The following is a 20,125-nucleotide window of genomic DNA, read 5'->3' on the forward strand; positions in this document are numbered from 1 at the left end:
TTCGGGGTCCGAACCGGCCGCCCCGGCCTCCGGGGTGCGGCGGGCGTACAGTCCCGGACCAGCCGCCGCTACGGCTTGGCCGAGATGTAGTAGCGGCGTGCGCCCTCGTGCAGCGGCAGCGGATCGGTGTAGATGGCGGTGCGCAGATCGACGCGCTGGGCCGCGTGCACCTCACCACCGATCCGGTCCCTGCTGCCTATCACAGTGCGGGTGAAGCCCTCCGTGAGCGCAGGATCGGTGCGTTCCGTGGTCACGAGCAGATTCGCCACGGCCACTGTGGGCACCGGACCGCTGTTGCGCATCGCGCGGTACGCGTCCGCGGGCACGGTCGCCAGGCGGTAGTGGCCTGCCGAAGCGTCCTGCCGGTGCAGCGCCGGTACGAGGTCGCCGAGCGGGACCAGCCGGACCGCGAAGTGCTCGGAGAGGTCCAGGATCGCCGAGGTGGGCAGTCCGCCCGACCAGAAGAAGGCGTCCAGTTCGTTCCGCCACAGCTTGTCCGGTGCCGTGTCGATGCCCGCCGACACCGGGACGACGTCCTGCTGCGGATCCAGACCGGCGGCCCGCAGCAGCCGCTCGGCGATCAGCCGCACACCGGAACCCGGCTGCCCCACGGCCACCCGCTTGCCCCGCAGATCGGCGGCCGTGCGGATCGGGGAACGGCGGGGGACGATCAGCTGGACGTAGTCGTCGTACAGCCGGGCGCAGCCCTGCAGTTCGTCCGCGCCCGGCTTGCCGGACTGCTTGTACACGGCTACCGCGTCCGCCGTCGCCAGGGTGAAGTCGGCCTCGCCCGTGGCCACGCGGGCCAGGTTCTCCTGGGACCCCTCGCTCGGGCGCAGCCGGACGTTCACCCCGGGGAAGTCCTTGGCGAGGTCGGCGTGCAGCAGCTCCCCGTACCGGTGGTAGACGCCGGTCCGTACGCCCGTACTGAACGTGAGGGTCCCGCTCGGCCCCTGCTCGCCGACGGGCAGCAGCCACCAGAGGAGCAGGCCGACGAGGGCCAGGACCGCGGCCGCCCCACCGAGGGCGCGGCGGCGGCCGGACGAGGCGAGCTGCGGGAACATGCGGCCGATCCTGCCAGCTCTGTGCCCGGAGGGGAAAGGCACGGGCGGGCCGCCCGGCGGACCCCGTACCCTGGTGGACGAGATGAACGCGAAGACTTACCAGGTGCGCACCTACGGGTGCCAGATGAACGTCCACGACTCCGAGCGGCTGTCGGGCCTGCTGGAGGACGCCGGCTACGTACGTGCGCCCGAGGGCACGGGCGAGGGCGATGCCGACGTCGTCGTCTTCAACACCTGCGCGGTGCGGGAGAACGCGGACAACCGGCTCTACGGCAACCTCGGCCGGCTCGCCCCGATGAAGTCGAAGCGGCCCGGGATGCAGATCGCCGTCGGCGGCTGCCTCGCCCAGAAGGACCGCGACACCATCGTCAAGAAGGCGCCGTGGGTCGACGTCGTCTTCGGCACCCACAACATCGGCAAGCTGCCGGTGCTGCTGGAGCGCGCCCGCGTCATGGAAGAGGCGCAGGTCGAGATCGCCGAGTCGCTGGAGGCGTTCCCCTCGACGCTGCCGACGCGGCGCGAGTCCGCGTACGCCGCCTGGGTCTCCATCTCGGTCGGCTGCAACAACACCTGCACCTTCTGCATCGTGCCCGCGCTGCGCGGCAAGGAGAAGGACCGCCGGCCCGGCGACATCCTCGCCGAGGTCGAGGCACTGGTCGCCGAAGGCGTCTCCGAGATCACCCTGCTCGGCCAGAACGTCAACGCATACGGCTCCGACATCGGCGACCGCGAAGCGTTCAGCAAGCTGCTGCGCGCCTGCGGGAAGGTCGAAGGCCTGGAGCGCGTCCGCTTCACCTCGCCCCACCCGCGTGACTTCACGGACGACGTGATCGCGGCCATGGCCGAGACCCCGAACGTCATGCCGCAGCTGCACATGCCGCTGCAGTCGGGCTCGGACACCGTGCTGAAGGCCATGCGCCGCTCGTACCGGCAGGAGCGCTACCTCGGCATCATCGAGAAGGTCCGCGCCGCGATCCCGCACGCCGCCATCTCCACCGACATCATCGTGGGCTTCCCCGGCGAGACCGAGGAGGACTTCGAGCAGACCCTGCACACGGTCCGCGAGGCACGGTTCGCGCAGGCCTTCACCTTCCAGTACTCGAAGCGGCCCGGCACCCCGGCCGCCGAGATGGACGACCAGATCCCGAAGGAGGTCGTCCAGGCACGCTACGAGCGTCTCGTCGCCCTCCAGGAGGAGATCTCCTGGGAGGAGAACAAGAAGCAGGTCGGCCGGACGCTCGACGTCATGGTCGCGGAGGGCGAGGGCCGCAAGGACGGCGCCACCCACCGGCTCTCCGGCCGCGCCCCCGACAACCGCCTGGTCCACTTCACCAAGCCGGCGCAAGAAGTCCGCCCCGGAGACGTGGTGACCGTCGAGATCACCTACGCGGCCCCGCACCACCTGCTCGCCGAAGGCCCCACGACCGCCGTCCGCCGCACCCGGGCCGGCGACGCCTGGGAGAAGCGCACGCAGGCGGAGGCGGCCAAGCCGGCCGGCGTGATGCTCGGCCTGCCGTCGGTCGGCGTCCCGGCGCCGCTTCCTGCCGCGACGGGCGGCTGCGCGGCCCACTGAGCCGGAGTCACGCAGGGCCGGACTAGGCTCGGCTCATGCTCGTAGCCGCAGCCGTCTGTCCCTGCCCGCCGCTGCTCCTGCCGGAGGTCGCCTCCGGCGCCGCCCCGGAACTGGATCCGCTGCGCGTGGCCTGTGACGAGGCGGTGCGGGCCGTGCTGGACTCCGGCCCGGAACTGATCGCGGTCGTGGGCGCCGGCCCGGGGAACCACGTCCATGAGCAGGGCGCCGCCGGCACTTTCCGGCCCTACGGCGTTCCCGTCGAGGTGACGCTGGGCCGCCCGGTTCCCGGGGCGTCGGGGAAGCGCCCGCTTCCCTTGTCGCTCTCCGTGGGCGCCTGGCTCCTGGACCGGGCGGGCTGGGAAGGGCCGGTGCGCGGTCTCGAAGTGGCGGACGACAACGACCCCACCGCCAACGGTGCGGACGGCGTGCGTGCCGCACAGTGGGCGGACCGCGTCGGCCTCCTGGTCATGGGCGACGGTACGGCCTGCCGCAGCGTCAAGGCGCCCGGCTACCTCGACGAGCGCGCCGAGGGCGTCGACGCCGCGATCGCCGCCGCGCTCTCGAGCGGTGACGCGGACGGCTTCCTCACGGACCTCGATGTGACGACGGCCCGTGGACTGAAGGTGTCGGGCCGGTCGCCGTGGCAAGTGCTCGTCGGCGCGGACGGTGCCGACGGAGCACAGCTGCGGACGCACCGCGTGCTGTACGAGGACGCCCCCTACGGCGTCGGCTACTTCACCGCGGTCTGGTCGGACCGGACGGCTGCGCAGTAGGCGTCCCGGAAACCGGGCCGGCCCCTACGGGGACGGCCGGCAGGCACCGCCGACGGCACGTGACCGGCCTGCAGGGGACGGCCGACAGCACACGAACCGGCCGCCACTGACGGAACGGGGACTCGCGGGACGGGGCCGCGGCTGATGGCTTCGGACCGGTGGTGGCCGGCGGCCGACGGCACGGACCGGCGGTGAGGGGGGACGGCGTCGGCGGCAGCGATCCGGCCGTGGAGCGCTGAGGCTCCACGGCCGGACGCCGGTGACTTCAGGAGGCTGGCGGAGTGCCCATGGGCGGGGTTCCCGGATCACCGGGCGATCCGCCGGGCCCGCCCTCGTGCTTGTGCGCGAGGCGGTCGAGAGCGTGCTTCGCCTTGTCGGTACCCGAGTGGATCTTCTCGCTGTACTTGTGCTTGGTCTTCTCGTCGACCGTCTTCGCGGCCTTTTCCAGACCGTGCTCGATCTTTCCCTCGTACTTGTGGGCGAAGTGCGAGATCTTTCCCTCGTACTCGTGCGCGAAGTGCGAGACCTTCTCCTTCGCCGGGTCGAGCTTGGCTTTCATCGTGTCCAGAAACCCCATGGGCCACCTTCCCTACCAAGTCCCGCGACTCGAGGTCCCGTGAAGGGACGGGGGACTACTTGTGGGCGCCCTCGCCGGCTTCGTTGTCGGCCGCCTCCTCGGCAGACTGCTGCTTGGGGATGTCCACGCTCTCCGCTCCCGCGGACTTCCCGGCCTCGGCGTCCGTCGAACCGGCGCCCTCCGCCGCTCCGGCGGGCGTCCCGGCTGCCGACGCCTCCGCTGCGGTTTCGGGCGCCGTGGGCTCCACCGCAGGCTCGTCCGTCGGAGCGACGGGACCGGCCTCCTCGGTTGACGCCTCGGCGGTGTCCTTACCCTTCCGCCAGAACCGTGCAAAAACGCCCATATTTACTCCATAGCTTACTCGTGAGGGTGAGATCCCGCGCCGCCCGCAGCGCCCCATTGCGCCGCCGGTACGGACCCCGCTCGGAAACCGGCGGCCGGAACCTCGCAACGGGAAACGACCACGGCGGCGTACCGTCACGTCACCCGTTCGGGGCAGTCCCTCCGGGTTTGCGAGACTGGGGCCGTGAGAACTGCAGCCCCCGCACCGCGGGTCATCGCCGTCGTCGGCCCCACGGCAGCCGGAAAGTCCGATCTGGGCGTCGCCCTCGCCCGGCACCTCGGCGGCGAGGTCGTCAATGCCGACTCCATGCAGCTCTACCGCGGGATGGACATCGGGACGGCCAAGCTGACGCCCGATGAGCGCGGCGGTATCCCGCACCACCTGCTCGACGTCTGGGACGTCACCGAGCCGGCCAGCGTCGCCGAGTACCAGCGGCTGGCCCGCGCCGAGATCGACCGGCTGCTCGCCGAGGGCCGTACGCCCGTCCTCGTCGGGGGTTCCGGGCTGTACGTACGGGGAGCCATCGACGCCCTCGACTTCCCCGGCACCGACCCCGAGGTCCGCGGCCGCCTGGAGGACGAGCTGACCCTGCGCGGCCCGGGCGCGTTGCACGCCCGGCTCACCGCCTCCGACCCCGAGGCCGCCCGCGCGATCCTGCCCAGCAACGGCCGGCGCATCGTCCGGGCGCTCGAAGTGATCGAGATCACGGGCAAGCCCTTCACCGCCAACCTTCCCGGCCACGACTCCGTCTACGACACCGTGCAGATCGGCGTCGACGTCGCCCGTCCGGAGCTCGACGAGCGGATCACCGTCCGCGTCGACCGGATGTGGGAGGCCGGGCTCGTCGACGAGGTCCGCCGCCTGGAGGCGCAGGGCCTGCGCGAGGGGCGCACGGCCTCCCGCGCACTCGGCTACCAGCAGGTTCTCGCGGCGCTCGCGGGGGAGTGCACCGAGGACGAGGCCAGGGCCGAGACCGTACGCGCCACCAAGCGCTTCGCCCGCCGCCAGGACTCGTGGTTCCGCCGCGATCCCAGGGTCCACTGGCTGAGTGGCGCCGCGGATGACCGGGGGGAACTTCCGAGACGGGCGCTGGCGTTGGTCGAACGAGCGGTTACAGCCTGATCACGTCATGGCATCGGGACGCTCCGGCCGTCAATCCGACGCCCCGGAGCGTGCCATCATCGAGCTCGATCGGCCAGTGAAATCCGAGTTGGGAGGGCGCGTGGCGATGGAGGCCGGCCCTCGCGACCGAGAACGACGGGCACGGGACGACGGTGCGCCCCTGGGTGCGTCGCTGAATGCGGACGGACCCGAGGAGCCGGAGCTGACCCCCGACGACGGTGAACTGACCTCCGGGGCCGAGGTCGAGGTCGAGCTGCGCCCGCAGGGACGACTGCGTGCCTGGCAGCTCGCCCCCATCGTGATCCTCGCCGCCATCGGCTCACTGATGTTCGCCTTCCCGCTCGCCTTCGAGTTCGGCGGCGGCGGAGCGGTCGTGGCCATGCTCGGTCTGCTCATCAGCGGGACCGCCGCCGGCTGGGGCATGATGGCCGCCCGCCGGGTCGGCTACACCTGGCCCGGCCTGCCCGCCCGGGGCTCCGGCGAGCGGCCCGACTGGCGGGTGGTCGCCCTTTACGCACTGACGATGGCCGCCCTGATGGCCCTCGCGGTCTGGCGCGTCGCCCGGCTTCGCTGACGGCCACGCCCCGGCTCGGCCGCCAGGCGCCCGCCTCCGCCGGAACGGACCGGAGCGCGCATGATCCGGAGTACCGCGAGCGCCGGCAGCATGGTCCGGAGTACGTGGTGGCCGCCCGAGACCTCCGGGCGTCGCACCGCCGGAGGGCTCGCCCACGGACCCGGCCCGTACGATTGGCGCGTGAGCACTCCGCAGATCACCTTCCTCAAGGCCCACGGCACCGAGAACGACTTCGTCGTCGTCCCCGATCCGGACAACACGCTCGACCTGCCCGCCGACACCGTGACACGGCTCTGCGACCGCCGCGCGGGCATCGGCGGTGACGGACTGCTGCACGTCGTGCGCTCCGCCGCCCACCCCGAGGCGAAGGCGATGGCCGGCGAGGCCGAGTGGTTCATGGACTACCGCAACGGCGATGGCTCCGTCGCCGAGATGTGCGGCAACGGCATCCGCGTCTTCGCGCGCTACCTCCAGCACGCCGGCCTCGTCGAGGAGGGCGAACTGGCCGTCGCCACCCGGAGCGGCGTCAAGAAGGTCCACCTCGCCAAGAACGGCGACGTCACGGTCTCCATGGGCCGCGCCCTGCTCCCCGACGCCGGGGTGACCGTCACCGTGGACGGCCGCAGCTGGCCCGCCCGCAACGTGAACATGGGCAACCCCCACGCCGTCGCCTTCGTCGACGACCTCGCCCACGCCGGTGACCTCTTCACCACGCCCGCGTTCGCCCCCGCCGAGGTCTACCCCGACGGCGTCAACATCGAGTTCGTCGTCGACCGCGGCCCCCGCCACGTCGCCCTGCGCGTCCACGAGCGCGGAGCCGGCGAGACCCGCTCCTGCGGCACCGGTGCCTGCGCCGTCGCAGTCGCGGCCGCCCGCCGGGACGGCGCGGACCCCACGGCCTCCGGCACCCCCGTGACGTACACCGTGGACGTCCCCGGCGGCACGCTCACCATCACGGAGCACCCCGACGGAGAGATCGAGATGACCGGATCCGCGGTGATCGTCGCCGAGGGGACCCTCGACCCCGCATGGCTCGAAACCGTGAGCGCCTAGAGCTTCGCTCGAATGGGTGATCCGTTTCACGCTGAGCGAGAGCTGGACTGCGCCACGTGGTGGGCTCGGTAGCATCAAGCACCGGCCCCACGGACGGAAACCACCGTGCGTGGCACCGCCGGGCGAGGCTGCCGGAGGTCCCCATGAGTGCAGACGCCGCGAAGCCGGGCGCGCCCCCTGAGAGCCTTCAGGAGAACCCGACCGGCCGCAGGCGCGGCCGCCCCAGGATCGACATCCGCCGGCTCGGCCGCGCCGCCGTCCTGGGACCCGCCTCGCGCGACCGGCTCCCCGACGCCCTCGGTCATGTCGCGGAGGCGCACCGGGCACACCATCCCGACGCCGACCTCGGCGTCCTGCGCCGTGCCTATGCGCTGGCCGAGTCCTCGCACCGCGGGCAGTTCCGCAAGAGCGGCGAGCCGTACATCACCCACCCGCTGGCCGTCACCCTCATCCTCGCCGAACTCGGCGCGGAGACCACCACTTTGACGGCGTCCCTCCTCCACGACACCGTCGAGGACACCGAAGTGACGCTGGATCAGGTGCGGGCGGCCTTCGGCGACGAGGTCTGCTACCTCGTCGACGGCGTGACCAAACTGGAGAAGGTCGACTACGGCGCCGCGGCGGAACCGGAGACCTTCCGGAAGATGCTCGTCGCGACCGGCAACGACGTGCGCGTCATGTCCATCAAACTCGCCGACCGGCTCCACAACATGCGCACCCTCGGCGTGATGAGGCCCGAGAAACAGGTCCGGATCGCCAAGGTCACCCGCGACGTCCTGATCCCCCTGGCCGAACGGCTCGGCGTACAGGCCGTCAAGACGGAGCTGGAGGACCTGGTCTTCGCGATCCTCCACCCCGAGGAATACGCCCACACCCGCGCCCTCGTCACGGCCGCGGCCACCGCGGAGGACCCCCTCACCGGAATCGCCGACGATGTCCGTGCCGTACTCCGCGAAGCCGGTGTCACGGCCGAAGTCCACGTCCAGTCGCGGCACTTCGTCTCCCTGCACCGGGTGCGCCTCAAGCACGGCGAGCTGAACGGCGCCGACTTCGGACGCATTCTGGTGCTCGTCGGGGAGGACGCGGACTGCTACGCGGCGCTCGGCGAGCTGCACACCTGTTTCACGCCGGTCATCTCCGAGTTCAAGGACTTCATCGCCGCCCCCAAGTTCAACCTCTACCAGTCACTGCACACCGCCGTGGCCGCCCCTGACGGATCGGTCGCCGAAGTCCTCATCCGTACCCACCAGATGCACAAGGTCGCCGAAGCCGGTGTCGTGGCCCTCGGCAACCCGTACGCGGCCGTCGACGGCACCGAGCCCCCCGAGGACGAACGGGCCGACCCCACCAGACCCGGCTGGCTGTCCCGACTGCTCGACTGGCAGCAGAACGCCCCCGACCCCGACACGTTCTGGAGCTCCCTGCGGGAGGAACTGGCGGAGGACCGGGAGATCACGGTCTTCAGCACCGACGGAGGCACCCTCGGCCTGCCCGCGGGCGCCAGCTGTGTCGACGCCGCCTACGCCCAGTACGGAACAGCCGCACACGCGTGCATCGGCGCACGGGTGAACGGCCGCCTGGCCACCCTCGGCACGGCCCTGAACGACGGGGACGCCGTCCACATCCTGCTTGCCCAGGACACGGCTTCCGGGCCTTCGCCCGACTGGCTCGACCACGCCCGCACCCCGGCCGCCCGCATCGCCATCAGCTCCTGGCTCGCGGCTCACCCCGAAGCCGCGAAGATCCCCGCGGCGGCGCCCCGCCCGCCCGCGGCCGTCGCCGCCTGCCGTCCCACGGCCACCAACGCCCTGGTCGAGGGAATGCCCGGGGCCGCCGTCCGGCTCGCGGGCTGCTGCACTCCCGTCCCGCCCGACGCGATCACCGGATTCGCCGTCCGCGGCGGCGCCGTCACCGTGCACCGAGAGCAGTGCCCCGCGGTGGCCCGGATGCGGGACGTCGGCCGGCCCCCCGTGGACATCCGCTGGGGTGACTCCACCGAGTGCCGCGTAACCCTCGTCGCCGAGTCCTTCGGCCGCACCAGGCTGCTGGCCGACCTCACCGAGGCCATCGCCATCGCCGGAGCCGCGGTCGTGGCCGCGACCATCGAACCCCCCAGCGACCAGCGGGTCCGGCACACCTACACCCTCCAGCTCCCCGACGCCGCCGGCCTGCCCGCGCTGATGCGCGCCATGCGCGACGTCCCCGGTGTGTACGACGTGAGCCGCGCCCAGCACCGCGCCACCGCCTGAGCTCCGGCCCGGCTCCGGCCGCATCGCTCCTCGCCGCCCCGGTCCGGCGTCTTCCGCGGCAGACGGCAACGGAAGACTCGTTCGGGTGACGCGGCGTGCCGCCACGGTCGCGCACCGGGTCCGCTGGTAGCCGTAGGGGCATGCCGCACTCGCTCCCCGCCCCCTCCACGCTCCCCTCCGGCCGGCCGGCCCGCCCGCTGCTGCGCGTCGGCGTGCTGGCCGCCGCATCCGCCGCGCTGGTCGCCGCCGCGCTGCCCCCGCCGACCGCGCTGGGCATCGGCGACCCGCTCTTCCCCACGCTCGGCAACCCCGGCTACGACGTCCTCGCGTACGACATCGCCCTCACCTACAGCGGAAGCAACAGCACACCGCTGGAGGCCGTCACCGAGATCGACGCGAGGTCCACCGAGCGGCTGGAGCACATCAACCTCGACTTCGACCGCGGCACGGTCCGGTCCGTGGAGGTGAACGGAGAAGGAGCGGAGTTCGTCACCGCCGACGAGGACCTCGTCGTCACCCCTGCCGACGCCGTGGAGGAGGACGAGCCCCTCACGATCATCGTCCGCCACACCAGCGACCCCGTGGGGAACAACGGCGGCTGGGTCCGCACCACGGACGGGCTCGCCATGGCCAACCAGGCGAACGCCGCACACCGGGTCTTCCCGTGCAACGACCACCCCGCGGACAAGGCGTTCTTCACCTTCCGCGTCACCGCGCCGAAGGACCTCACGGTCGTCGCCAACGGACTGCCGGCCCTCTCCATGACCGGTGGGCTGACCCCCGCCCTGGCCGGCCGTGCTGCCGGGGACACCACCTGGACCTACCGGACGCACCATCCCATGGCCACAGAACTGGCCCAGGTGTCGATCGGGAAGTCGACCGTGGTGCACCGGCAGGGGCCCCGGGGCATGCTCCTGCGGGACGTCGTGCCCACCGCGGACCATGAGGCACTGGAACCCCGGCTCGCCAAGACGCCCGCCCAGATGGAATGGATGGAGCAGCAGGTCGGCAGGTACCCGTTCGAGACGTACGGGGTGCTGGCCGCCACGGCCGACACCGGATTCGAGCTGGAGACACAGACCCTGTCGCTGTTCGAGCGCGCGCTGCTGACCCGTACCGACGTCCCCGAGTGGTACATCGACTCGATCATGGTGCACGAGCTGGCCCACCAGTGGTTCGGCAACAGCGTCAGCCCCCGCACCTGGTCCGACCTCTGGCTGAACGAAGGGCACGCCACCTGGTACGAGGCCCGCTACGCGGAGGAGCACGGCGGGATCGCACTGGAGCAGCGGATGAAGGACGCCTACGCCAGGTCCGACAACTGGCGGGCGTCCGGCGGCCCGCCCGCGGCTCCCAGGCCGCCGGTCGAGGACCAGCAGATCAGCATCTTCCGGCCGGTCGTCTACGACGGCAGCGCGCTCGTGCTCTACGCCCTGCGGCAGACCATCGGCGACGAGGCGTTCCGCGAGCTGGAGCGCAGATGGGTGGCCGACCACCGGGACTCCACGGCCGGCACGGCGGACTTCGTCCGGCTCGCCTCCGAGGTGGGAGGTCGCGACCTGACCGCCTTCTTCGACGCCTGGCTCCACGACGAGAGGACGCCGCCGATGCCCGGGCACACGGACTGGCGCAGCCTGCCGCCGGATGCCGGGCCCCAGCCGGCGCCGCGGCCCGCGCCCGACCGGGGGCCGGAGCCGGGCCATGAGGGGAAATCGGCGTGACTGCCGCCCTCGGGCCGTGCGACCATCATCGGGTGACGGCGACGCGGCCGGCCCGGGTTCCCCTGGCCGATGGGCGGGAATCATCAGGGCACGTCGGACGTTGAATCCGGCACACAAACCTTCCTCCGATGCTTAAGGATCCAATGACCTCCTCTTCTTCCCCTTCCAAGGACAGCCAGAGCCCCGCGGACAGCTTCGCCGAGAGCCTTCGGGCCGATGCCCTGATGGAAGAGGACGTCGCCTGGAGCCACGAGATCGACGGAGACCGTGACGGCGATCAGTTCGACCGCTCGGACCGCGCGGCACTTCGCCGTGTGGCGGGACTCTCCACCGAGCTCGAGGACGTCACCGAGGTCGAGTACCGGCAGCTGCGCCTGGAGCGCGTGGTGCTGGTGGGCGTCTGGACGTCAGGCACCGTGCAGGACTCGGAGAACTCCCTGGCGGAACTCGCGGCGCTCGCCGAGACGGCCGGCGCCGTGGTGCTGGACGGCGTGATCCAGCGCCGCGACAAGCCCGACCCGGCGACGTACATCGGCTCCGGCAAGGCCCAGGAGCTGCGGGACATCGTGCTGGAGACCGGCGCGGACACCGTGGTGTGCGACGGTGAGCTGAGCCCCGGCCAGCTGATCCACCTCGAGGACGTCGTCAAGGTGAAGGTGGTCGACCGGACCGCACTGATCCTCGACATCTTCGCGCAGCACGCCAAGTCCCGAGAGGGCAAGGCACAGGTCTCGCTCGCGCAGATGCAGTACATGCTGCCGCGGCTGCGAGGCTGGGGCCAGTCGCTCTCCCGGCAGATGGGTGGTGGTGGCTCCGGCTCCTCGGGCGGCGGCATGGCCACCCGTGGTCCCGGTGAGACCAAGATCGAGACGGACCGGCGGCGGATCCGCGAGAAGATGGCGAAGATGCGCCGGGAGATCGCGGAGATGAAGACCGGGCGCGAGATCAAGCGCCAGGAGCGAAAGCGCAACAAGGTGCCCTCCGTCGCGATCGCCGGTTACACCAACGCCGGCAAGTCCTCGCTGCTCAACCGTCTGACCGGGGCGGGCGTGCTGGTGGAGAACGCACTGTTCGCCACCCTCGACCCGACCGTGCGCCGGGCCGAGACGCCCAGCGGCCGGCTGTACACGCTGGCCGACACCGTCGGCTTCGTCCGGCACCTTCCGCACCACCTCGTCGAGGCGTTCCGCTCCACGATGGAGGAGGTCGGCGACGCCGACCTGATCCTGCACGTGGTCGACGGAGCGCATCCGGCGCCGGAGGAGCAGCTGGCGGCCGTGCGCGAGGTGATCCGGGACGTGGGCGCGGTGGACGTGCCCGAGATCGTCGTGATCAACAAGGCGGACGCGGCCGACCCGCTGGTGCTCCAGCGGCTGATGCGCATCGAGAAGCGGTCCCTCGCGGTCTCTGCGCGCACCGGCGAGGGCATCCAGGACCTGCTCGGGCTGATCGACGCCGAGCTGCCGCGCCCCCAGGTCGAGATCGAGGTGCTGGTGCCGTACACCCACGGCGCTCTGGTGTCCCGGGTGCATGCCGACGGCGAGGTGATCTCCGAGGAGCACACCCCGGAGGGCACGCTGCTCAAGGCGCGGGTGCACGAGGTCCTCGCGGCCGAGCTGGCTCCGTACGTCCTGGTGTCCCACTGAGCGTGGCCGGACGGCACGGCCCGGGCCGGGGCGTTGCTCCGGCGGCGGCCGGCCGTACCGGTCCGTGAACTGCGGGTGGCCCGCTTCCCGGTGACGGGGAGCGGGCCACCCGGCGTTCCGGCCTACCTGCCGGCGTACCTCTCGCTCACCATCGTGTAGACCCGCTTCGCGCCCTCGCCCAGCCGTGGTCCGGCGATCCAGGTGTAGTCGAGGTCGCCGATCGAGGTGTTGGACACCAGAGCGAGTTTTCCGTCGCGACCGGTGGCGAACCAGCCGCCGCCGGATGCGCCGCCGGTCATGGTGCAGCCGATGCGCCACATCGTCGGCGTATCGGAACTCCTGGACAGCCTGCCCGGACGGTCGATGCACTTGTGCATGATCGCACCGTCGTACGGCGGTGCCTGTGGGTAGCCCCAGGTGCCCATGGAGGGGATGTCCTTCGCCGCGGGCGCGTCGAAGTTCACGTCCAGGGCGGCACCGACGGTCTCCTCCATCGACTTGGCGCCCTTCGGCTGCACATGCATCACGGCGAAGTCGAACGGGGCTCCCTCATCGCCGCTCGGTCCGCCGCCGGCGATCCATTCCGAGGAGGTAGCGACCCAGTCGGCCCAGAACTCGCCGTACGGTGCGATCTCCTGCGGCTCGGCGTTCCGCAGGGCCGCGCGGTCCTTGCCCAGGTCGTTGTAGGCCGGAACGAAGACGATGTTGCGGTACCAGCCGCCCTCGCTGCCCGCGTGGACGCAGTGGCCGGCGGTCCACACCAGGTTGGAACGGCCCGGGTTCTCCGGGTCCTTCACCACCGTGCCCGAGCACACCGCCGTGCCCTTCGGGGTGTCGAAGAACACCTTGCCGACCGGCGCGGCGTGGTCGTGGTACGGCACGCTCACGCGATCGGCCCGGACGGCCTGCGGCGCGGGGTCGCTGGTGCCCTGGTCGTCGGAGGTGTCAGAGGCGGACAGGGTGCGGGTCGGCGACTTCGCGGTCTTCATCCGCTCGGGGCTCCACAGGCCCTCGATGACCGGGTTGACGAAGTCCTCGGCCTTGCTGAGCCACTTGTCCTTCTGCCAGTTCTTCCACTCCCCGTTCTTCCACTTGTCCGGGTCGATGCCGTGCTTCTTGAGGGCGTCGGCCAGATCCGCGGGAACGGCGATGTCGTCAGGTGCCCCTCCGGGGCTGGATGCGGCCGGCTTGTCCGCCGCCCCGTCCTCGCTCGGGCCGCATGCGGTGGCCGTGAGAGCGAGTGCCGCGACCACGCCGGTGACGGCGAGCAGCGGTCGTATGGATCGCATGAGAACGACTCCCTCTTGTGCACTGGTGCGCTGCGCGTTTGTTCCTACGAGTGTCGTGAACTCGTTGTACGGGGCGGCCCGTCACTCTCCGGGCCGTCCCGCGCAGCCCTCCACTATGCCCTCCCGGACGGGGTGAATCGGCCACGGGGGCCGCCTGGTTGGTGAGGAATCGGTGGAGAGGCCGGAACGACGAAGGGTCCCCGGCCGCTGCCGGGGACCCTGTGCCGTCGTACAGCCGTCGTGCAGGCGTGGTACGGCCGCCGTATCGCGGACGCGCCCCGGCGGCACCGGGGACCGCTCGCCGCAGGTCAGTTGCGCGCGAACTTGGCGCTGACCGCCTCGTAGACGTCCTTCGCCCCCGGGCCCAGCCTGGGCCCGGCGAGCCAGCCGGCCGTCGTGTCGCCGATGGACGTGTTGGACACCAGCGTCGGCTGTCCGTTCCTGCCCTGGATCACCCAGCCGCCACCCGAGGACCCCGCGGTCATGGTGCAGCCGATGCGGTACATCGTCGGAGCGGGCGCGTCCTGGGACAGCCGGCCCGGCCTGTCCGTACACCGGTACAGCTTCCGGCCGTCGTACGGCGCAGCGGCGGGGTAGCCGATCGCCGTCAGGGAGGCGATCCGCGGTACGGCCGGTGCGGCGAAGTCCACCGGTAGCGCCGCACCGACTATCTCCTCGAGGGACCTGCCGTCCTTCGCCGGCACGACGTGCAGGACCGCGAAGTCGTACGGCGCACCCGCGCCGCCCTTCTGCTCGCCCTCCGCGATCCACTGGTCGGAGGTCTGCGCCCAGTCGGCCCAGAACGTGCCCAGCGGCGCGATGTCCTCCTTGGTCGCGCCCGCCAGCTCGGCCGCCGACCTGCCCTCGTTGTTGTAAGAGGGCACGAAGGCGATGTTCCGGTACCAGCCGCCGCTCTTGCCGGCGTGCACACAGTGGCCCGCGGTCCACACCAGATTCGACTTGCCGGGGCTGGCGGGGTCCTTGACCACCGTGGCGGAGCACGCCATCGACCCCTGGGGACCGTCGAACAGCAGCCTGCCCGCGGCGGGCGCGCTCCGCCGGTACGGCGTGGCGGCGGGCTGTGCCGTGACCGGGTCCGGCACCGGGTCCGTCACCCCCGCATCACCTGGGATGTCCCCGTCGGCGGACCTGTCGGGCTGCTCGGCCTTCTGCATCCGGTCCGGATCCCACAGGCCCTCGATGATCGGGTTGACGAAGTCCTGGGCCTCGCGCAGCCACGTGTCCTTGTCCCAGTTCTTCCACTCGCCTTTCTTCCAGCCGTCAAGGTCGACCCCGTGCTCCCGCAGCCGGTCCTTGACGTCGTCCGGGACCTCGACTTTCCCGGTGCCGGCCTGGCCCGCCGCCGCGGGTGGCCGCCCGCCCGCGTCCTCCTCGGACGCGCCGCAGGCGGTCGCGGTCAGCGAGAGCACGGTGACGAGGCCCGCGGCCGCCAGTCCGCGAGACGTTCCGCGACGTGCGCTCCTCCCGCCGCGTGCGTGGAACTTCGGGCGTGTAGGTCGCATATGCCGCATTCCCCCTGGGCATTCGGTTTCCGTTTCCGACGTCTCGGTGCCCTCCGTCGCGAACGCCACCCGCGGCCGGAGAGGCGACCCCCTCACTATGCCGGTGCCGTCGGTGACGGCGTGCGGGTTCGGCGGTTTCCCGCCCCGGATGATCTTGCGATTGCCCGTGATCCCCCGCTGCCGGCGTCGTTGGTACGTACGGGGGACAGCAGGACAGCGTTCAGGGCACTCACCGCCGATGCCGACCGCCGGCCGGGGCAGGAGCCGGGCCATGGGCGCGCACCGGATCCGTCGTAGCAGGAGGACTCGAGAAACGTGGCGCTGACCGAATCCGCGCCGGCGGTACCGGCCGTGGCCCACGAGGGGATCCTGCGACGCCAGTCGCTGCGCGAGTCGGCGGCCCGCACGTACGCGCGCTCGCTGCCCATCGTCCCCGTCCGCGCCCGTGGGCTCACCATCGAAGGCGCGGACGGCCGTCGCTATCTCGACTGCCTCTCGGGAGCGGGCACCCTGGCGCTGGGGCACAACCACCCCGTGGTTCTCGAAGCCATCAGGAAGGTGCTCGACTCGGGGGCACCCCTGCACGTGCTCGACCTGGCGACCCCGGTCAAGGACGCCTTCACCACCGAGCTGTTCGCGACCCTCCCTCCCCGGCTCGCCGCCGACGCACGGGTGCAGTTCTGCGGCCCCGCCGGCACCGACGCGGTCGAGGCGGCCCTCAAGCTGGTACGGACCGCCACCGGTCGCCCGGGGATGCTCGCCTTCACCGGTGCCTACCACGGCATGACGTCGGGCGCCCTCGACGCCTCCGGCGGCGCCAGGGACGTCCGGGTGACCCGCCTGCCCTATCCCTACGGCTACCGCTGCCCGTTCGGCATCGGCGGCGAGCGCGGCGCGGAACTCGGCGCCCGGCTGGCCGAGCACCTGCTCGACGACCCCAAGGCAGGAGTACCCACCCCCGCCGGATTGATCCTCGAACCCGTCCAGGGCGAGGGCGGCGTGATCCCGGCCCCCGACTCCTGGCTGCGCCGTATGCGCCGGATCACGGCCGACCGGTCCATCCCCCTCATCGCCGACGAAGTGCAGACCGGGGTCGGCCGGACGGGCGCCTTCTGGGCGGTCGACCACAGCGGCGTCGTCCCGGACGTCATGGTGCTCTCCAAGGCCATCGGCGGCTCGCTTCCGCTGGCCGTCATCGTGTACAGGGCCGAACTCGACGCCTGGCCGCCGGGCGCCCACGCCGGCACCTTCCGCGGCAACCAGCTCGCCATGGCCGCCGGCACCGCCACCCTCGCCTACGTCCGCGAGAACCGTCTCGCCGAACGCGCCGCCACCCTCGGCACCCGGATGCTCGGCCGGCTCCGGGGCCTCGCCGCCGGCCACCCTTGCGTCGGAGACGTACGCGGCCGGGGCCTGATGATCGGCGTCGAACTCGTCGACCCCGAACGCGAGGACGCCTCGTGCGCCGGACCGCCCCCGCCGCACCCCGCGCTGGCCCGCGCCGTCCAGCAGGAATGCCTGCACCGCGGGCTCATCGTCGAACTCGGCGGACGCGACGACAGCGTCGTGCGTCTCCTCCCTCCCCTCACCCTCACCGACGGGCAGGCCGAGGCGGTCCTCGACCGGCTGGCCGACGCGCTGGAGGCCGCCGAGGGCTCTCTGCCCCGGCGCAAAGTGACCGGAACTGCGCACTGACCCCCCACCCGGACAAGGCACCGACCCCCACCCGGACAAGGAAGAGCCGTGAACCCCAATCCCGCACCCGAGGCCTCCCCCCGCACCGGCATCCCGCTCAACGGGCCCGCCACGACGGCCGGCCCGGTCGCACTGCCCCTCGTCGTCGAGCAGCCCACCGTTCCCCGTCAGGGGGGCAGCCCCGTCGAGGAGCTGACCCCCCGGACCGTTCCGCACCCGGAAGGCCCGCGGGACGGTCTGGACGACCCCGACCCGCTCATCGCCGCCCAGACGGCCGCCGTCGAGAACCTGCTGCGCTGCTGGGTACGGGAGAACGACCTGCCCCGCCCGGCCGGACGCACCCTGCGCATCCCCTTCCCGGCGAGCGGCACCGCCCTCCTCGTCCCCGTTCCGTACTGGTCGCCGACCGGCTGGCACCGCTTCGGCCTCCCGGTCCTCGACGGTGCGCCCCGCACCGCCACGGCCTGCGACGCGGTGACCGTCGCCGCCCTCATCACCCGTGAGGCCGCGGCGGGACGCGCCGGCGGCGAAGAAGCCGGAACCGGTGGCGAGGGCACCGAACTCGTCGGCCGGGTCGCCGACTCCGTACGCCGCACCGCAGCCTTCATCGCGGAACGACGCCGCAGCCCGGCGAGCCACCCGGAGGTGGACCTCTTCCTCGGCGCCGAACAGTCGCTGCTCCTCGGCCACCCCCTGCACCCCACCCCCAAGAGCAGGGAAGGGCTTTCCGAGGGCGAAGCCCTCCGTTACTCACCCGAACTGCACGGCTCGTTCCCCCTCCACTGGTTCGCCGTCGACTCCTCGCTGCTCGCCATGGACTCGGCCTGGACCGAACGCGGCCGAGCGGTCCCCGCGGACCGGCTCGTCCGCCGCTTCGTCGGCGAGCCCCCGCTCCCGGAGGGAACCGTCCCGCTGCCCCTGCACCCGTGGCAGGCCAGGGAACTCCTGCACCGGCCCGCCGTGGCCGACCTGCTCGACGCGGGTCTCCTCCACGACCTGGGGGTCCACGGCGACCGCTGGTACCCCACCTCCTCCGTCCGGACCGTGGCCCGTCCCGGCACCCCGATGATGCTCAAGCTCTCCCTCGGGCTGCGGATCACCAACTCCCGCCGGGAGAACCTCCGCAAGGAGCTCCACCGCGGCGTCGAGGTGCACCGGCTGCTCCGCTCCGGCCTCGGCGCCCGATGGCAGTCCGCCCACCCCGGATTCGACATCGTCCGGGATCCGGCCTGGCTCGCCGTCGACGCCCCGGACGGCACACCGCTCACCGGCCTCGACGTGGTCCTTCGGCACAACCCCTTCGGAGCCCGGGACGACGCCGTGTGCATCGCGGCACTGACGGCGCCCCGCCCCTGGCCGGGACAGCCGGCACTGCGGTCCCGGCTCGCCGACATCGTGCACCGGCTCGCCGCCCGCACCGGCCGGCCCGTCGCCGCCGTCGCCACCGAGTGGTTCCTGCGCTACCTCGACCACGTCGTGCGTCCGGTGCTCTGGCTGGACGGGACCGCCGGCGTCGCGCTGGAAGCCCACCAGCAGAACACCCTCGTCCTCCTGGACCCCGTCGGCTGGCCCCGTGGTGGCCGCTACCGCGACAACCAGGGCTACTACTTCCGCGAATCGCACCGCTCGGCACTCGACCGGCGCCTTCCCGGAATCGGTTCGAGGAGCGACACCTTCGTCGGCGACGCCGTCACCGACGAACGGTTCGCCTACTACCTCGGGATCAACAACGTGCTGGGCCTGATCGGTGCCTTCGGCGCCCAGCGTCTCGCCGACGAACAGGTCCTGCTCGCCGCCTTCCGCCAGTTCCTCGGACGCTGCTCCGGCCTGGGCACACCCCTCCCGGCCCTGCTCCTCGGATCCCCGACCCTGCGCTGCAAGGCCAACCTGCTGACCAGACTCCACGGCCTCGACGAGCTCGTCGGCCCCGTCGACACCCAGTCCGTCTACGCCACCATCACCAACCCCCTCCACGCCCAACGGCCATGACCGGCCGACCCCGCCGAGAGGAGGGCCACGCCGTGCCCCCCACCGACGCGAACGCCGGCACCGGCCCCGCATCCCCGCCGGGCGATCCGGCCGACGACATCGCGGACACCCTGGACTTCCGGCTGCCCGCCGAACTGCTGGCCGCCCTCCACGACGGGGACCGCCCGGCGCCGGACCGGACACCGCACCCGGCGCCGCAGTCGGTCACCGCGCCGCACGCGCCGCACGCGGCGCTGTCGGCCCCCGGCGGCGTCGGACTGACGGCCGTCGCACCACCGCGGGCGGACGGCCCGACCGGGCAGGCCGGCCCGTCCGCCGTCACAGGTGCCGTCCCCCCGGGAGACGCGTTCGGCGACCTTCTGCTGGACGCCCCCGGAACATGGCCCCCGGTCGCCACGACTGCGGGTGTGTTCCAGCTCGTCACGGTGTCGGTCCGCCGCGATCTGGCGATCATCAGCCGCTGGATGAACGATCCCGCCGTGTCCGCCTTCTGGGAGCTCGCGGGGCCCCTCTCCGTCACCGAAGACCATCTGCGCCCCCAACTGGAGGGCGACGGACGCAGCGTGCCCTGCCTCGGCGTCCTGGACGGCGTACCGATGAGCTACTGGGAGATCTACCGCGCGGACCTTCACCCCATCGCCCGCTACTACCCGGTGCGCCCCCAGGACACCGGTATCCACCTGCTCATCGGAGGAGCCGCGGACCGCGGCCGTGGTCTCGGCAGATCACTCATCAGGGCGGTATCCGACCTCGTGCTCGACAACCGTCCCATGTGCTCGCGCCTCATCGCCGAGCCCGACATCCGCAACACCCCGTCCGTCGCCGCCTTCCTGAGCGCAGGGTTCCGCTTCTCGGCAGAGACCGAACTCCCCGACAAGCGGGCCGCCCTCCTGATCCGTGACCGCCCCCTGCGGAGCCTGCTGTGACCGACCCG

Annotated in this window: 16 protein-coding genes; 11 read left to right on the top strand and 5 right to left on the bottom strand. The window is 72.2% G+C overall.

The genetic code is table 11. From position 1 onward, the window contains the following. Nucleotides 1-68: 68 nt before the first annotated feature. Nucleotides 69-1,064, bottom strand: coding sequence for a TAXI family TRAP transporter solute-binding subunit (locus ACZ4Z5_RS09040; protein ID WP_468258858.1), 996 nt, complete (start codon nucleotides 1,062-1,064; stop codon nucleotides 69-71). 82 nt (nucleotides 1,065-1,146) lie between these two features. On the opposite strand from ACZ4Z5_RS09040, the gene miaB reads away from it, so the two are divergent. Beyond that, the gene (gene miaB / locus ACZ4Z5_RS09045; protein ID WP_468258861.1) at nucleotides 1,147-2,637 is read left to right on the top strand and encodes a tRNA (N6-isopentenyl adenosine(37)-C2)-methylthiotransferase MiaB; all 1,491 of its coding nucleotides are present in this window, start codon (nucleotides 1,147-1,149) and stop codon (nucleotides 2,635-2,637) included. 35 nt (nucleotides 2,638-2,672) lie between these two features. After that, a complete protein-coding gene (locus tag ACZ4Z5_RS09050; RefSeq protein ID WP_468258864.1) occupies nucleotides 2,673-3,410 on the top strand; it encodes a class III extradiol dioxygenase subunit B-like domain-containing protein in 738 nt (245 codons plus the stop codon). 265 nt (nucleotides 3,411-3,675) lie between these two features. Here the strand turns inward: ACZ4Z5_RS09050 and ACZ4Z5_RS09055 are convergent, their stop codons facing one another. Both ACZ4Z5_RS09055 and ACZ4Z5_RS09060 read right to left on the bottom strand, forming a co-directional pair. Continuing rightward, entirely contained in the window at nucleotides 3,676-3,987 is a 312-nt protein-coding gene (locus tag ACZ4Z5_RS09055) for an antitoxin (RefSeq protein WP_468258867.1), read from the bottom strand. A gap of 55 nt (nucleotides 3,988-4,042) precedes the next feature. Further along, nucleotides 4,043-4,330 (bottom strand): hypothetical protein, encoded by a 288-nt coding sequence (locus tag ACZ4Z5_RS09060; protein ID WP_468258870.1) that lies wholly within the window; start codon nucleotides 4,328-4,330, stop codon nucleotides 4,043-4,045. Nucleotides 4,331-4,513: 183 nt separating this feature from the next. Here ACZ4Z5_RS09060 and miaA point away from each other — a divergent pair, with 183 nt between their 5' ends. The 6 genes from miaA (at nucleotide 4,514) to hflX (ending at nucleotide 12,695) form a co-directional block, all read left to right on the top strand. After that, complete coding sequence (gene miaA / locus ACZ4Z5_RS09065; RefSeq protein ID WP_468258873.1) at nucleotides 4,514-5,452, top strand: tRNA (adenosine(37)-N6)-dimethylallyltransferase MiaA; 939 nt, start codon at nucleotides 4,514-4,516, stop codon at nucleotides 5,450-5,452. A gap of 106 nt (nucleotides 5,453-5,558) precedes the next feature. After that, nucleotides 5,559-6,026: a hypothetical protein gene (locus ACZ4Z5_RS09070; protein ID WP_468259584.1), complete on the top strand. Its 468-nt coding sequence runs from the start codon at nucleotides 5,559-5,561 to the stop codon at nucleotides 6,024-6,026. A gap of 180 nt (nucleotides 6,027-6,206) precedes the next feature. After that, entirely contained in the window at nucleotides 6,207-7,079 is an 873-nt protein-coding gene (gene dapF, locus ACZ4Z5_RS09075) for a diaminopimelate epimerase (RefSeq protein ID WP_468258876.1), read from the top strand. 143 nt (nucleotides 7,080-7,222) lie between these two features. After that, nucleotides 7,223-9,328 (top strand): RelA/SpoT family protein, encoded by a 2,106-nt coding sequence (locus tag ACZ4Z5_RS09080; protein ID WP_468258879.1) that lies wholly within the window; start codon nucleotides 7,223-7,225, stop codon nucleotides 9,326-9,328. Between the two features lie 140 nt (nucleotides 9,329-9,468). Then, nucleotides 9,469-11,049: a M1 family metallopeptidase gene (locus tag ACZ4Z5_RS09085; protein WP_468258881.1), complete on the top strand. Its 1,581-nt coding sequence runs from the start codon at nucleotides 9,469-9,471 to the stop codon at nucleotides 11,047-11,049. Between the two features lie 143 nt (nucleotides 11,050-11,192). Beyond that, nucleotides 11,193-12,695, top strand: a complete 1,503-nt coding sequence (gene hflX, locus ACZ4Z5_RS09090) for a GTPase HflX (protein WP_468258884.1) — start codon at nucleotides 11,193-11,195, stop codon at nucleotides 12,693-12,695. Between the two features lie 122 nt (nucleotides 12,696-12,817). On the opposite strand, the gene ACZ4Z5_RS09095 is transcribed toward hflX, so the two are convergent. Both ACZ4Z5_RS09095 and ACZ4Z5_RS09100 read right to left on the bottom strand, forming a co-directional pair. After that, entirely contained in the window at nucleotides 12,818-13,984 is a 1,167-nt protein-coding gene (locus ACZ4Z5_RS09095; RefSeq protein WP_468258887.1) for a trypsin-like serine peptidase, read from the bottom strand. Nucleotides 13,985-14,292: 308 nt separating this feature from the next. Then, complete coding sequence (locus tag ACZ4Z5_RS09100) at nucleotides 14,293-15,507, bottom strand: trypsin-like serine peptidase (RefSeq protein ID WP_468258890.1); 1,215 nt, start codon at nucleotides 15,505-15,507, stop codon at nucleotides 14,293-14,295. A 315-nt stretch (nucleotides 15,508-15,822) separates the two neighbouring features. Here ACZ4Z5_RS09100 and ACZ4Z5_RS09105 point away from each other — a divergent pair, with 315 nt between their 5' ends. The 3 genes from ACZ4Z5_RS09105 to ACZ4Z5_RS09115 are packed head-to-tail and all read left to right on the top strand — an operon-like array spanning nucleotide 15,823 to nucleotide 20,117. Further along, nucleotides 15,823-17,202: a diaminobutyrate--2-oxoglutarate transaminase family protein gene (locus tag ACZ4Z5_RS09105; protein WP_468258892.1), complete on the top strand. Its 1,380-nt coding sequence runs from the start codon at nucleotides 15,823-15,825 to the stop codon at nucleotides 17,200-17,202. A 48-nt stretch (nucleotides 17,203-17,250) separates the two neighbouring features. Further along, entirely contained in the window at nucleotides 17,251-19,191 is a 1,941-nt protein-coding gene (locus ACZ4Z5_RS09110) for an IucA/IucC family protein (protein WP_468258895.1), read from the top strand. Nucleotides 19,192-19,223: 32 nt separating this feature from the next. After that, nucleotides 19,224-20,117, top strand: a complete 894-nt coding sequence (locus ACZ4Z5_RS09115; protein ID WP_468258898.1) for a GNAT family N-acetyltransferase — start codon at nucleotides 19,224-19,226, stop codon at nucleotides 20,115-20,117. The last annotated feature ends 8 nt before the right edge of the window (nucleotides 20,118-20,125 follow it).

The sequence above is a fragment of the Streptomyces sp. NPDC030222 genome, from assembly GCF_055573115.1.